Source organism: Oryzifoliimicrobium ureilyticum (assembly GCF_037199735.1).
Taxonomy (GTDB): domain Bacteria; phylum Pseudomonadota; class Alphaproteobacteria; order Rhizobiales; family Rhizobiaceae; genus Rhizobium; species Rhizobium ureilyticus.
The window spans coordinates 483,140-495,657 of record NZ_JBBBVQ010000001.1; the positions used below are offsets into that span (position 1 = coordinate 483,140).

General features: G+C 54.8%; 12 protein-coding genes. 2 read left to right on the top strand and 10 right to left on the bottom strand.

Features of this window, described 5'->3' with window-relative positions:
- The first annotated feature begins 32 nt into the window (after positions 1-32).
- The gene (locus VQ830_RS02295) at positions 33-998 is read left to right on the top strand and encodes a lysylphosphatidylglycerol synthase domain-containing protein (protein WP_337266430.1); all 966 of its coding nucleotides are present in this window, start codon (positions 33-35) and stop codon (positions 996-998) included.
- 49 nt (positions 999-1,047) lie between these two features.
- On the opposite strand, the gene VQ830_RS02300 is transcribed toward VQ830_RS02295, so the two are convergent.
- From VQ830_RS02300 to VQ830_RS02310, 3 genes are all read right to left on the bottom strand, one after another.
- Positions 1,048-2,550, bottom strand: a complete 1,503-nt coding sequence (locus VQ830_RS02300; protein ID WP_337266431.1) for an AMP nucleosidase — start codon at positions 2,548-2,550, stop codon at positions 1,048-1,050.
- Between the two features lie 74 nt (positions 2,551-2,624).
- Positions 2,625-2,879, bottom strand: coding sequence for a hypothetical protein (locus VQ830_RS02305; protein WP_337266638.1), 255 nt, complete (start codon positions 2,877-2,879; stop codon positions 2,625-2,627).
- 324 nt (positions 2,880-3,203) lie between these two features.
- Positions 3,204-3,539, bottom strand: coding sequence for a DUF2147 domain-containing protein (locus VQ830_RS02310; RefSeq protein WP_337266432.1), 336 nt, complete (start codon positions 3,537-3,539; stop codon positions 3,204-3,206).
- Positions 3,540-3,957: 418 nt separating this feature from the next.
- On the opposite strand from VQ830_RS02310, the gene VQ830_RS02315 reads away from it, so the two are divergent.
- A complete protein-coding gene (locus tag VQ830_RS02315; RefSeq protein WP_337266433.1) occupies positions 3,958-4,224 on the top strand; it encodes an SEL1-like repeat protein in 267 nt (88 codons plus the stop codon).
- Between the two features lie 66 nt (positions 4,225-4,290).
- Here the strand turns inward: VQ830_RS02315 and VQ830_RS02320 are convergent, their stop codons facing one another.
- The 7 genes from VQ830_RS02320 to VQ830_RS02350 all read right to left on the bottom strand — a co-directional run bounded on the left by VQ830_RS02320 (position 4,291) and on the right by VQ830_RS02350 (position 12,445).
- Positions 4,291-5,403, bottom strand: coding sequence for a pyridoxal phosphate-dependent aminotransferase (locus VQ830_RS02320; RefSeq protein WP_337266434.1), 1,113 nt, complete (start codon positions 5,401-5,403; stop codon positions 4,291-4,293).
- A 148-nt stretch (positions 5,404-5,551) separates the two neighbouring features.
- On the bottom strand, positions 5,552-5,956 hold the full coding sequence (locus VQ830_RS02325) for a DUF2177 family protein (RefSeq protein WP_337266435.1): 405 nt from the start codon (positions 5,954-5,956) through the stop codon (positions 5,552-5,554).
- Between the two features lie 104 nt (positions 5,957-6,060).
- Complete coding sequence (locus VQ830_RS02330) at positions 6,061-6,399, bottom strand: hypothetical protein (protein WP_438617141.1); 339 nt, start codon at positions 6,397-6,399, stop codon at positions 6,061-6,063.
- A gap of 229 nt (positions 6,400-6,628) precedes the next feature.
- Positions 6,629-7,426 carry a 5-deoxy-glucuronate isomerase gene (gene iolB, locus VQ830_RS02335; protein WP_337266436.1) on the bottom strand — a complete coding sequence of 266 codons (798 nt, stop codon included), beginning with the start codon at positions 7,424-7,426 and terminating at the stop codon, positions 6,629-6,631.
- 137 nt (positions 7,427-7,563) lie between these two features.
- A complete protein-coding gene (iolE, locus tag VQ830_RS02340) occupies positions 7,564-8,463 on the bottom strand; it encodes a myo-inosose-2 dehydratase (protein ID WP_337266437.1) in 900 nt (299 codons plus the stop codon).
- Positions 8,464-8,480: 17 nt separating this feature from the next.
- Positions 8,481-10,340 (bottom strand): 3D-(3,5/4)-trihydroxycyclohexane-1,2-dione acylhydrolase (decyclizing), encoded by a 1,860-nt coding sequence (gene iolD / locus VQ830_RS02345; protein ID WP_337266438.1) that lies wholly within the window; start codon positions 10,338-10,340, stop codon positions 8,481-8,483.
- A 170-nt stretch (positions 10,341-10,510) separates the two neighbouring features.
- Positions 10,511-12,445, bottom strand: coding sequence for a bifunctional 5-dehydro-2-deoxygluconokinase/5-dehydro-2-deoxyphosphogluconate aldolase (locus VQ830_RS02350; RefSeq protein ID WP_337266439.1), 1,935 nt, complete (start codon positions 12,443-12,445; stop codon positions 10,511-10,513).
- Positions 12,446-12,518: the final 73 nt, after the last annotated feature.

Genomic DNA, 12,518 nt, shown 5'->3' on the forward strand with positions numbered 1-12,518 from the left:
GCCGACGGCCGTCAAGTCAGAAAGCCTACTACATGAAGTCTTACGCTCTTGCCAGCGGACAATCCTGGTTTATGCGCAATCGCATGACGCTGCTGACGGTGGTGATGGTGGCGGGCTATGCCGCCTTTATCGAGTGGCTTTGGGGATGGTCCTCGATCCTCTCTTCATGGAGCGAGATTGGCGTTTTAAGGGTGTTTTTTGCGTTGGCGCTCCTGACGAGCACCTATGTCCTGCGTACCTGGCGCATCCACGACTATTTTCCTGCAGAAACGTCAGGCCGCTTCAGCACGCTGTTTCGTGTGACGCAGATCCATAACCTGCTTAACATCATGCTGCCGTTTCGAAGCGGTGAAACAAGCTTTCCGCTCTTGATGCGAACTGAGTTCGCCATCCCGCTTGCGCGCGGGGCATCTGCGCTGCTTGTGATGCGGCTGCTTGATCTCCATGCCCTGCTGGCTGCGGCGGGTTTAGGTCTTGCACTCTCGGCTGCCGAGCGCGGCGTTGCATTCGTTATCTGGGGCTTTTTCTTGCTCCTCCCGGCCGTTGCGTTTGCTCTACGTTGCCCATTGATGAAGACCTTGCATCGTGTCGCGCCTGCAAAGGCAGAACGTCTTTTGACAGAAATCGAAGAAGGGTTGCCGGCGACCCCCATGAAATTCCTGCGAGCCTGGCTCGTGACCATCGTAAACTGGCTCGTTAAGGTGCTGGTGCTTGCCTGGGCGCTTCGTCTCATGGGCCTTAGTTTATCAGCCGGTTTTGGCGGTGCGCTCGGCGGAGAGCTTTCCTCCGTACTGCCTTTGCACGCGCCGGGTGGCGTCGGAACTTATCCGGCAGGTATCGCTGCCGGCGCAACGGCTTTCGGCACGACAACAGACGCTGAAACTCTTGCAAAAGCCAGCGTCAACGCACACCTTCTGATCATCGTTTCAGCGCTGACCGGCACTGCTATCTCTCTACCGTTCGGACGCAAGCGGCATCCGAAAGAATCGCCGGTATGAGATTGCGGTCGAACGCAGGCTCGAAACGCTCGACCGAACAGCTTGCACTTTATTGAAAGGCTGTTTCAAAGAAGCTGCGCAGCTTACGTGAATGCAGCGTCTCGGGCGGCATTGCTGCCAATTTTTGTACCGCGCGGATACCAATCTGCAGATGCTGGCTGACCTGCGTGCGGTAGAAGGCGGTGGCCATTCCAGGCAACTTCAGTTCGCCATGCAGCGGCTTGTCGGAGACGCAGAGCAAAGTGCCGTAAGGAACGCGGAAACGAAAGCCGTTGGCAGCAATGGTCGCCGATTCCATATCGAGGGCGATGGCGCGTGCCTGTGACAGGCGCTTGACGGGACCTCGTTGGTCGCGCAGCTCCCAATTTCGATTATCAATCGTTGCAACGGTGCCGGTGCGCATGATGCGCTTGAGCTCAAAGCCCTCATAGCCGGTGATCTCTTCGACAGCCTCTTCCAAAGCGACCTGAACTTCAGCAAGCGCGGGGATCGGTACCCACAGCGGCAGATCGTCGTCTAGAACGTGATCCTCGCGCATGTAAGCATGCGCCAAAACGTAGTCACCGAGCCTTTGACTGTTGCGAAGACCGGCGCAGTGCCCAAGCATCAGCCAGGCATGCGGCCTCAGAACGGCGATATGGTCGGTAATCGTCTTGGCGTTGGACGGACCTACGCCAATATTGACCATCGTAATGCCCGCATGCCCCTTCTTCTTGAGGTGATAGGCGGGCATTTGCGGCATCCTGACGGATCCGCCGTTCTGGTCGGGGCTTGAAGACCCGGCTTTGGTTATGATGTTGCCTGGCTCGACAAAGGACGTATAGCCATCGCCGCCATCCGCCATGAGCTTGCGCGCCCAAGCACAGAATTCGTCCATGTAGAATTGATAGTTGGTGAACAGGACGAAGTTCTGGAAGTGTTCGGCGCCGGTCGCCGTGTAATGCGATAGGCGTGCCAGCGAATAGTCGATGCGCTGTGCCGTGAAAGGAGCGAGCGGTGACGGTTCTCCAGGGGGCGGAAGATATTCGCCATTGGCAATTTCGTCATCGGTCGTATTGAGATCAGGCGTGTCGAAAATATCGCGCATCGGAATATCGAAGAACGCCGAGCCCGATGCTTCTACATGAGCGCCTTCGCCGAATGCGAAATGAAGGGGGATGGGCGTGGTCGACTCCGACACCGTTACCGGTACACGGTGGTTGCGCATCAACAGGTCTAGTTGATTCTTCAAGTAATGGCGAAACAGAGTTGGCCGCGTCACCGTGGTGGTGTAGAGGCCTGGCGCAGTGACATGTCCGTAAGAAAGCCTGGAATCTGCCTGGCCATAGCTGCGCGTTTCGATGGAAACCTGCGGATAGAAAGCCCGGTATCGGGCTGTCACAGGTGCACCTTGTGCTAGCTGAGCAAAATGATCGATGAGGAAAGCGGTGTTGCGCTCGTAAAGAGCGGTCAGCGCGTCGACAGCTTGCGAAGCATCATCGAAAGACCGAGGCTCATAGGGCGCTGGCGAAATCGTATCAGTTGTTAAATAAGAAGAGATTCTATTGTTCATGAGGCATTATAATGCGCCTCTTTTTACAAGCAAACGACATCGCAGCTGCGGATCGCTAATTTTCTGACCTGACCTCAAGGGGTCTCGGATTTGCAGTATGAAGAGACATTCACCGCGCAACCGTAGTTAGCGCCAAAGTGCGATTGCGAGCCGCTCGCGCTGTTATGCGAGACAGCAACGGAAAAACCCACAGCAAAGAGCGCCATCGAGATGGTAATGATGGTGAAGCGCCTAGCGAGCGTCAGCATATCGAATTCCTGCTTGACTACCTTAATTCTGGCTCCCTTTTGCCATGTTGCATCTGAATAAGCGCTGAGATGCCGGTTCATGTTACGTTCATATGACGCCTTCGGCTTAGTAGGTCCGGTAAGTCGGCTGCCTCGGCCCCAGACAAAGTCCGCCACCTTCGCAAGCACGCTTCTCAAAAATAGAGTAGGGGATCGATCGCTAAAACAATGGGGTTGATCGCCTCGCGAATAAGGTCTGCATCAACTGCGCATCCCGATGAAAACCAGCGCCGGAATCTCGATGACTTTCCGGATCTGAGGCGCCGGTTTCAAACCGTCATGGCAAGATCCTGTTTGGACATTCCGCTCACTGGTCGGCAAAGGCAGCTTCTCTAGATGGGGCAAAGGCCAGCTTCAAAGCTGGCCCTAAAGGCGCGTCCAGGTCTGCGTTTTGCAGAAGACCTTCAAAACGCAACCCTGCAACTTTAATGAGGCGCCTGAAATCTTTGCCGATCCCTCATATGTCTTGTCGTTTTCAGGATCGGTCACTTGGCCCGTATAGGCATTGCCGGCCCCTGCCAACTTGCCGATCGTCTTTCCGACATACTTGCCGCTTTTCAAAGTGATGCAAAACGATTTGCCGCAGTCGGCGATTGATGCAGTTTCGCCGGACTCAGTTTTCCAATTGCCTTCAATTGGCTCAGCTGCCTGTGTCAGCCCGGCCGATGCAAGCAATATTCCTGCCATGATGAGTGTACGCATTGTCGCTTCCTCCCTGATACCGATCGGGAAAATAACTTACGCTGACGTAAAGGTAAATAGGGCCGCGCTTCATTGAAATCCGGCCCTTGTGGAGATTTGAAAGACAAGAATGTCTTGGAGCTATGGTCAACAAACCGTTGATTTCGAAAGATGAAACTTGAGTTAAAAATTAAAAGAAATCCCTGCAACACAGGCCTGTCGATGTTTAATGAAAAGCCAATTTTACCAAGCGTTTAAATTTTGTTTGTCTCAAATTAATCATGCATTTTAGACGTTTTTTGAAGCGTCTAGCGCATCATGATCCTCATCAAACGAGCGGTAAAAACCGCCAAAAGAGCAAGATGTCGCCAGCAAGACGGCCAGCTCTCAGTGGTAAAACAGGGTCTATAACAAGCAAGACGGAACAGGGATAAAAGTCATGGCACGTTATGAAATGAGCGCATTGGACATTGCTCCATCTGGTGGTGAGAACAGTGCTGAATTGTTCTGCGAGATGGGGCTTATGTATGCAACCGGCCGCGGTTGCCCGGTCGATTTGGTTTCGGCACATAAGTGGCTGAACATTGCGGCAATCAAGGGCTGCGATCGGGCCGCCGAACTGCGGGCAGACGTTGCTGCAACCATGAACAAGATGGAACTCGTGGCTGCACTAAGGGCTGCACGCGAATGGATGACGATCCACTAAGATCGTTATCTGAGGCAGAAGAAATCAGCGTTCACACTGAGGTAGCATGCCATCTGCGTTGAGCTGTCAGGCGAGCGACTTCAGAACTTGGGGAAGGGTTTCTTCTAGAAGTGCCATGTCGCGTTCCGGCCCTGTGCTGATGCGGATGCACCTATTTAGTGGTGCAACGCCAGGCATGCGGATGAAAACCCCGTGCTGCATTAGTCCGTCGACGATCGCGCGCGCATGGATCCCGTCTCGGCCCGCATCGACAGCAACGAAATTGGTCGCCGAGGGCAATGGTTGCAAACCGTTGGCGCGAGCAATCCCGGCAATGCGCTCTCTGGACGCTGCGATATTTGCCACGGCCTCATAGAGATAGGCTTGATCCTTGAGCGCTGCGAGAGCAGCCGCTGTCGCCAGCCTGTTCATGCCAAAATGGTTACGGATCTTATCGAAAGCCTCTGCCGTCCCAGGGGTCGTTATGGCATATCCGACGCGTGCTCCGGCCAAACCATAGGCCTTCGAAAACGTACGTGTTCTTATGATGTTTGGGAGTGAAATGAGCGCGTCAATTGGCGGCAATGCTTCCCGTGGACCTGTCTCGCTATAGGCCTCATCAAGGATAAGAAGCGTCGTTTCGGGCAGGGACTTAGCAAAGTCCACAACTGTCCCGGCGTCCCACCAACTAGCCATTGGATTGTCCGGGTTGGCGAAGTAGACGAGAGGCGCATTTTCCCGGCGAACGGCATCGAGGAGACCCTCGACATTCTCCCTATCGCCGAGGTAGGGGACGGTAACGAACCTGCCGCCAAATCCGCTCACATGAAAGTTAAACGTCGGATATCCGCCGAGCGAAGTCACCACAGGGTTGCCGGGCTCCACAACCATTCGCACAATCTGTCCGAGCAGCTCATCGATACCGCCGCCGATGGCGATATTGCTTGCGCTCACTCCGAGATGACCGGCGATCGCTTGCCGCAGGTCGTGATTTTCCGGGTCGTTGTATTTCCATATATCCGCTGCCGCTTCCTGCATGGCAAGCATCACAGAAGGCGCAGGGCCAAAGCCGCTTTCGTTTGCGCCGATGCGCGCTTTGACGCTCACGCGTTTTTGCCGTTCGATCGCTTCAGGGCCAACAAAGGGCACCGTCGACGGCAGGGAAGCGATAAGCGGCGTGAACCGTGAAAAAGCAGTCATGAAAGAACCCGATCTAGTCTTGCTGCTGCGACAATAGGCTGAGCGTTAACGATGGCAAGGACATAAGCTGCCAAAACCGTCCACCATGCGCCATGCGGTGGAGCCGAGGCACCATCTATGAAAGGAGAGATCGGTCAATAGCCCGTGATCATCCAGCCGCAGCAAGGCTTGCAGCGAAATAGCCGGCATAGCTGGACGCGGCTGTGACGAAGGTACCCCACGCGAGATCGACAATGCTCATCTTTAAAGGCCAGTCCTTTAAAGTGGACAGATTCGTCATGTCGTAGGTCCCGAAAGCCGCAAGACCTAAAACAGCACCGTATGTTAGGGCAATGGCCGGTGAATGGGCTGTCACCGCCGGCATGACGGCAAGGATAACGACGGCAGCAGTGAAAAGCAGATAAAACAAGGCCGCTATGGGAATGCGAGGGGAGGGTAGCATTTTGTCGCCAAGCTGATTCTTGTAGAACTTGCGGGCGACCAAGCCGAGCCAAATGCCGTCAAGCATGAGGAAGCAAAGGAGCGAACCTCCGTAAGCGATCAAAACTGTCATCTACTCCAGCCCGCATTTGCCTTTTGCTACAGTCTACGAACACGACGACGTGCTGGATCTCAATCTTCTCTATGAAGGATCGCTAAGCCTGACAGCAATGCAATTTATTCCATGCTCTCGAAGCTTAGGCGCAGCACGTGATGGAGGAAGTCAGAATTGAGCAGCATGTTGAAGCTGATAACGGTGAACCCGCCTTCACGCTTGACCACCGTCGCCCCGATCTCGTCTCTGATGCCGAAGATCTCCAGAAAGAAATTGTCGGGCAGCTTTACCTCGGGATCAATCTCGAGTGTCGCGCCAGCCAGACTGATGGCGCGTATGATGCAGGTGATTTGTTTGCCGGTGCTCAAGTGATGGCCGACAAAAATTACCTTTCCGGGGCAGCCGAGAGAATGCTCTGGATAAACTGTGTCCGTCTCGATGCGATGTGAAACCATCGTCATGTCAACCTCCTTCGTTAACCGGCTTTCATTTTACGACATAACCGTTTCCGAAGACTGAAGCTGCTCGATAAAATTGCACCGGTGCGACAAGCGGTGTGCCTCTGTTCCCTTGGACGGAAAGTCTGCTTGCACCTTTTTGGCGCGCCACCTCAGACGGCGCACCACCGATTTACTCAAAGTACGAGTGGCCGGATATCGAGTAGGTTTTCGAGTATTGTTGGTAAGGGCCTTAGGCCTTCACCAGCCATTCATGCTCTTTCGCGTTGTGAAATTTCCATACTCGCTGCGGGCCTGCCATGACATTGAGGTAATAGAGATCGTAACCGTGACACGCAGCGCAGGGGTGATAGCCCTTTGGCACCAGAGTGACATCGCCGTCTTCAACCGCCATCGCCTCATCGAGCGATCGATCATCGGTATAAACACGTTGAAACGCAAAGCCCTGTGGCGGGTTCAACCTATGATAATAGGTTTCCTCAAGCATGCTTTCGGCCGGTAGATCGTCCTGATCGTGCTTGTGAGGCGGGTAGGATGAGGTATGGCCACCCGGCGTGATCACCTCAACAACGAGCAGCGAATGTGCAGAGCTATCGTCCTCGGGCATGATGTTGGTGACGTATCGGGTATTCGTGCCCTGGCCACGGGTGATTTGGGGATGAGTGCCGGCTGCGATGACTTTCGCTTCATAGGTGCCACCGCCGGGAGCCGAGCAAACGGCCAGCTCAAGATCCGTCTCCGCAGTGATTGACCATGCCGACTCCATAGGAATGTAAACTGCGTCAGGGGCGCCCTCAAAAGGGCTCATGCGCTTGCCGAGGATACCAAAGTCGCGCCTTCCTGCCATGGCCCTACCTTTGCCGGTGACGAAGACCAGGCAAACTTCGCGTTCGCCGGTTTCGCCCGACACAGTTTCACCCGGCTTCAACCGATGAAGATCAAATCCAACATAGGTCCATCCGGCATTCTCCGGCGTAACATTGATAACCTGACCTTGGGTAGCGCTTGGTTTGATCTTGAGATTGGGCATGACGTCCTCCGCGTTGATGCCCGGATCCTAGTTGGATCCAAGCCTTGTCGAACCAAAGCATGAAATGACTGCAATACGCTTTGATTGGAAATGTAGAGCGCGGCCGGCTGTTTGGCGAACCGCACCATACAGGTCGTTCAGCCTTGGTCGAGACCGGCTTCTTTGGCAAAACCTTTGAGCGCCTTCAGCCCCATCGACTGATATTCGAAGGGATTACGCTTGACGGGATCCTGCTCCGCTTCGATGACCAACCAACCGCTATATCGGTGATCTGCAGCAACCTTCAGCACGGGCAGAAAATCCACGCCGCCTTCCGGATCTCCCGGAACCGTGAAGACACCGCGCCGAACCCCTTCGAGGAAGGAAAGCTTCTCACTCTCCACCTCTTTTCGGATCGCTGGCCGAACATTCTTTGCATGGATATGCCGTACACGATCCATATAGCGGTTGGCGAGGACAACGGGGTCGCTGCCGCCGAACCAGGCATGCCCGGTATCGAGGAGAAGCTTGGTTGCTGGGCCGGTATTCTTCATCAAGAGGTCAATCTCTTCCTCCGTTTGAACAACCGTTCCCATATGGTAATGGTAGACAAGATCGATGCCCTGGTTTGCGCAATATTGAGCAATCGCTTCGACATCGGCGCCGAACTTTGCCCAACGGCCAGCCTCAAGAACTGGCTTGTCAGCCAGAGCTTTTCCGTCGTCGCCATGGATTGCGTTGGACGTTTCGCACACAATACAGACTTTGCAGTCGTTATACTTCAGAAGATCGAGATGCGGCTGGATCGCCTTCTTCTCATCCTCGACGCTATGAGCTAGCAAGTTAAGCGAGTGCCATCCAGAGACGAACACAAGTTTATGGGCGGCCAGAACCTTTTTCAGTTCAGCCGGATCGCTTGGCATCTTGTGACCTTTTTCGATGCCGTCGAAACCGATCTTCTCGCAGTCAGCAAGGCAATCTTCCAGGCTAAGATGTGCGCCGATTGAGCGGTCGTCGTCGTTGCTCCAGGCAATGGGGTTTGTCCCGTAACGGATCATGCTATTCTCCGGATCAATTAATTGTAGCGTTGCAGGCGACGTGCTTCTTCATACTGTGCTCTCGCCTTGCCAACCTCTGCGCGCGGCGAAACTTCGGGCACAGCGACATCCCACCAATGGCCGCCGGCCTCTGTGGTTGCCAAGGGGTCAGTGTCGATGACGATAACCGTTGAGCGATCATTGCCTTCAGCAGCTCTAACCGCAGCTTCAAGCTCACCCAAAGATGAGACCTTGACCGCGATCGCGCCCATGGCTTCGGCATGCTGACGGAAGTCGATTTCGGGCGTAACGATCTGATAGGAGTCCTTCAGTAGATTGTTGAAGTTCGCTCCGCCGGTCGCCATCTGCAGCCGATTGATGCAGCCGTAGCCGCGATTGTCCAAAAGAACGACCGTGATCTTCTTGCCTATCATCACAGAGGTAGCAAGTTCGGAATTCATCATCATGTACGACCCATCGCCAACCATGACGACGACGTTCTTTTCAGGGCTGGCCATCTTGACGCCAATTGCGCCGGCAATCTCATAGCCCATGCATGAAAAGCCATATTCAAGATGGTAGCTGCCCGGAACCGTCGCAGGCCACAGTTTGTGCAACTCGCCTGGAAGACCACCGGCCGCACAGACCACGACAGATTTTTCGAGGTCGATAGAGCGCGTCACGGCACCAATCACCTGAGCATCCGATGGAAGACCGCTTTCGGTGCGATTTTCAGTCGTGAAGGCAGCCCGGACTGCTTCGTTCCAGCAAGCTTTCTCTGAATCAACTGTCTCTTTGATACCCGACGTTTTGAACGCCCCGAGTTTGCCGGACAGTTCTAGGAGACCCTCACGTGCATCACAAACCAAGGCAATCGCATCATGCTTGCCCGCGTCGAAGGGCACAACATTGATCGACAAAAGCTTCGTCTGTTTGTTGCGGAAAAGTGCCCAGGAGCCGGTCGTGAAGTCCTGGAAGCGGGTCCCAATTCCAATGATGAGGTCGGCTTCCACTGCAAGCGCGTTGGCCGCCGATGTCCCTGTGACGCCGATAGAGCCGAGAGCCAGCGGATGACGCTCGTCGATCGCCGACTTCCCAGCTTGGGTCACCGCCACCGGGATATTGTGTTGCTCGGCAAATTTGGCGAGTTCGTCGGTCGCAAGTGAATAGAGGACCCCGCCACCTGCAATGATAAGAGGCTTCTTCGCTTTCTGGATTGCGGCGAGAGCGTGCGCAAGTTCGTTTGTGTCGGGGCGGGCGCGGCGGTTCGTGGTCCAGATCTTCTCTTCGAAAAAGCTTTCTGGATAGTCGAAGGCCTCGGCCTGCACGTCCTGGCAAAGCGATAAGGTTACAGGGCCACAATCCGTTGGATCGGTCAAAACCTGCATGGCGCGCCGCAAAGCGGGCATAATCTGCTCAGGTCGGGTAATGCGGTCAAAATATCGAGAGACCGCTCGGAAGGCATCATTGACCGAGACCGTACCATCGGCAAAATTCTCGATCTGCTGCAGAACGGGGTCCGGCGCGCGATTGGCGAAGACATCACCTGGCAGAAAAAGCACTGGCAAGCGGTTGACGTGAGCAACCCCCGCCGCGGTCACCATATTCAGAGCGCCGGGTCCAATTGAGGTCGTGCACGCCATGAAACGACGGCGAAAACTTGCTTTCGCAAAGGCGACGGCAGCATGCGCCATTCCCTGTTCGTTATGGGCGCGGTACGTGGGCAACTCTTGTCGCACCTGATAGAGCGCTTCGCCCAAGGCTGCGACGTTCCCATGACCAAAGATGCCCCAGACGCCCGCAAAAATTGGCATCTTCTGGCCATCGAGCATCGTCATCTGCGACTTCAAAAAATGAGTGACGGCCTGAGCCATCGTTAAACGGATCGTCTTCTCCACCGGGTCCTCCCGAAAACCACATTCATTTTATTGGCGTTCGCCGTATCTGGCGCTTCGCCTTTCCAGCATGCCGTAAAGAACATACATGCATGTAGAGGATGTTCCTCCGGAAACTTTGCCAATCTCATCTGTCGTCATAGTCAGGTCGATCGGCAATAAGTCGCTTTTGTTTAAAGCAAACCGCGCGTTTTCAACCAGGCTTCAGTCAGATAACGGAAACGGCCAGCCATGTCGGTAATTGCTCCCTCATCATCGATCTGGCCGGAAAGCCAAGCACGCGCAGGTTCTGCGAAAATAGTTCTCCCGACCGCAAAACCTTTGACTGATTTTGCCGCCAACGTCGCTTCAAAGCCACGGATCAATTCCTCCGCCGGAGCTTCCAGACCGAGCAAAACGACGCCGCGGCAGAGCGGATCATTTTTCGCGATCACGGCATCGATGCGCTCCCAGGCGCCTGTCGACGCCTGCGGCTCGAGCTTCCACCAGTCCGGCTTGATACCGAGCCCGTAAAGTTCTTCCATTGCGCGCGAGATGGTATCTTCCTTAAGCTCGCCATTCTTTCCAGCAATGATTTCGACCAGGAGTTCCCGCCCGACCTTGCGCGCTGCCTCAAAAAGGCTTCGCAACTTTTCCTGCTGTTCGAGTTTCAACTCAGCCGGATCGTCTGGATGGTAGAAGCAAAGACATTTTATGCAGTGGGAAAGGGGCCATTCCACGAGCTGCGAGCCGATATCCTGTCCGAATTCGAAACGCAGAGGCCTTGAACCTGGAAGCTCCACGGGTCGCCCGATCCAGCTGAAATTCTTTTGGGCCGCATCGAAGAGAGCATCGCGACCAAATCGCTCATCGATCAGCATCCCATAGCCGCTACGTCCATCAGCGACACGATCCGCTGCGGCAACAGCAAGCCGCTTGAAGGCGCCGATCCTTCGGTGATCAACACCAAGTTCGTCGGCAACGGAAACGAGTTGCGAACGATGATCGATCGCAAGCGCCATCAAAAGAGGGATTTCCGAGTTGCGCGTGGAGGCCCAATGAATGTGGTTGATCGCCTCGTCCTTGCGTAAGGCGCGCTCGTGGCTTCCGTTCTTGAGGAAGAAATCAAGCTCCGCCCAGGTAGGATATTCTGGTGAGCACAGCAGACGCGAAACGGCGAAAGCGCCGCAGGCATTTGCCCAGGTTGCGCATGTTTCAAGCGGCTCGTCGCGTAGCCATCCGCGCAAAAAGCCGGACATGAACGCGTCTCCAGCCCCCAGCACGTTGAACACCTCAATCGGGAAGCCGCGTCCGACAATTCCGGCCTCCAGATCGTCTGCAATAGGTCCATCATAGACAATGCAGCCCTTTGCCCCGCGCTTGAGAACGATGGTCGCCGGCGAAAGCCGTCTGATTTCCTTTAGCGCTGAGAGAACGTCGTCAGCTCCTGAGGCAATCAGGATCTCTTCTTCCGTTCCAATGATCAAGTCGCAATCCGCAAGCGTCTGCTTCATCTTTGTGCTGACGTGATCGGACTTGACGTAGCGTTCGAACCCCTCAGCATGACCGGCGAGGCCCCAGAGGTTCGGACGATAATCGATGTCGAAGATCACTTTGCGTCCATTTGCTTTCGCAAGCTGAATCGCTTTGCGCTGAGCCGCCTCCGTGTTTGGTCGAGAAAAATGTGTTCCTGAGACCAGCACGGCGCGTGAGGAGGCTATAAAGCCCTCATCGATATCTCTTTCATCGAGCGCCATATCGGCGCAGTCGGTTCTGTAGAAGATCATCGGCGAAACGCCTTCGGCTTCGACAGCCAGCAAGACAAGCGCGGTTAATCTCTGCGGATCAGTCACAATCCCGCGGGTCTCGACGCCTTCGCGGGCTGCTTGCTCTCGGATGAAACGACCCATCTGCTCATCGCCGACCCGGGTCACCAACGCGGATTTCAGCCCGAGCCGGGCCGTGCCGATTGCGATATTGGCAGGGCAGCCGCCGACTGATTTTGCAAATGAAGCAATATCTTCGAGGCGCGATCCAATCTGCTGGCCGTAAAGGTCGACGGAAGAACGTCCGATTGTGATAACATCAAGACTGGCTTCTTTTTCCAGGCCGTTATTGCCCATCGCCATGTTTCCTCCCGCTTATATAGATCGGCATGTTGAACCGTTAGAAAGATGAAACATAAGTTCCAGCTTTTTGTCA

Bases quoted from the DNA above. Each gene is read 5' to 3' on its own strand.
- VQ830_RS02295 (WP_337266430.1), top strand. From the start codon at position 33: ATGAAGTCTTACGCTCTTGCCAGCGGACAATCCTGGTTTATGCGCAAT.
- VQ830_RS02300 (WP_337266431.1), bottom strand. From the start codon at position 2,550: ATGAACAATAGAATCTCTTCTTATTTAACAACTGATACGATTTCGCCA.
- VQ830_RS02305 (WP_337266638.1), bottom strand. From the start codon at position 2,879: ATGAACCGGCATCTCAGCGCTTATTCAGATGCAACATGGCAAAAGGGA.
- VQ830_RS02310 (WP_337266432.1), bottom strand. From the start codon at position 3,539: ATGCGTACACTCATCATGGCAGGAATATTGCTTGCATCGGCCGGGCTG.
- VQ830_RS02315 (WP_337266433.1), top strand. From the start codon at position 3,958: ATGGCACGTTATGAAATGAGCGCATTGGACATTGCTCCATCTGGTGGT.
- VQ830_RS02320 (WP_337266434.1), bottom strand. From the start codon at position 5,403: ATGACTGCTTTTTCACGGTTCACGCCGCTTATCGCTTCCCTGCCGTCG.
- VQ830_RS02325 (WP_337266435.1), bottom strand. From the start codon at position 5,956: ATGACAGTTTTGATCGCTTACGGAGGTTCGCTCCTTTGCTTCCTCATG.
- VQ830_RS02330 (WP_438617141.1), bottom strand. From the start codon at position 6,399: ATGACGATGGTTTCACATCGCATCGAGACGGACACAGTTTATCCAGAG.
- iolB (WP_337266436.1), bottom strand. From the start codon at position 7,426: ATGCCCAATCTCAAGATCAAACCAAGCGCTACCCAAGGTCAGGTTATC.
- iolE (WP_337266437.1), bottom strand. From the start codon at position 8,463: ATGATCCGTTACGGGACAAACCCCATTGCCTGGAGCAACGACGACGAC.
- VQ830_RS02350 (WP_337266439.1), bottom strand. From the start codon at position 12,445: ATGGCGATGGGCAATAACGGCCTGGAAAAAGAAGCCAGTCTTGATGTT.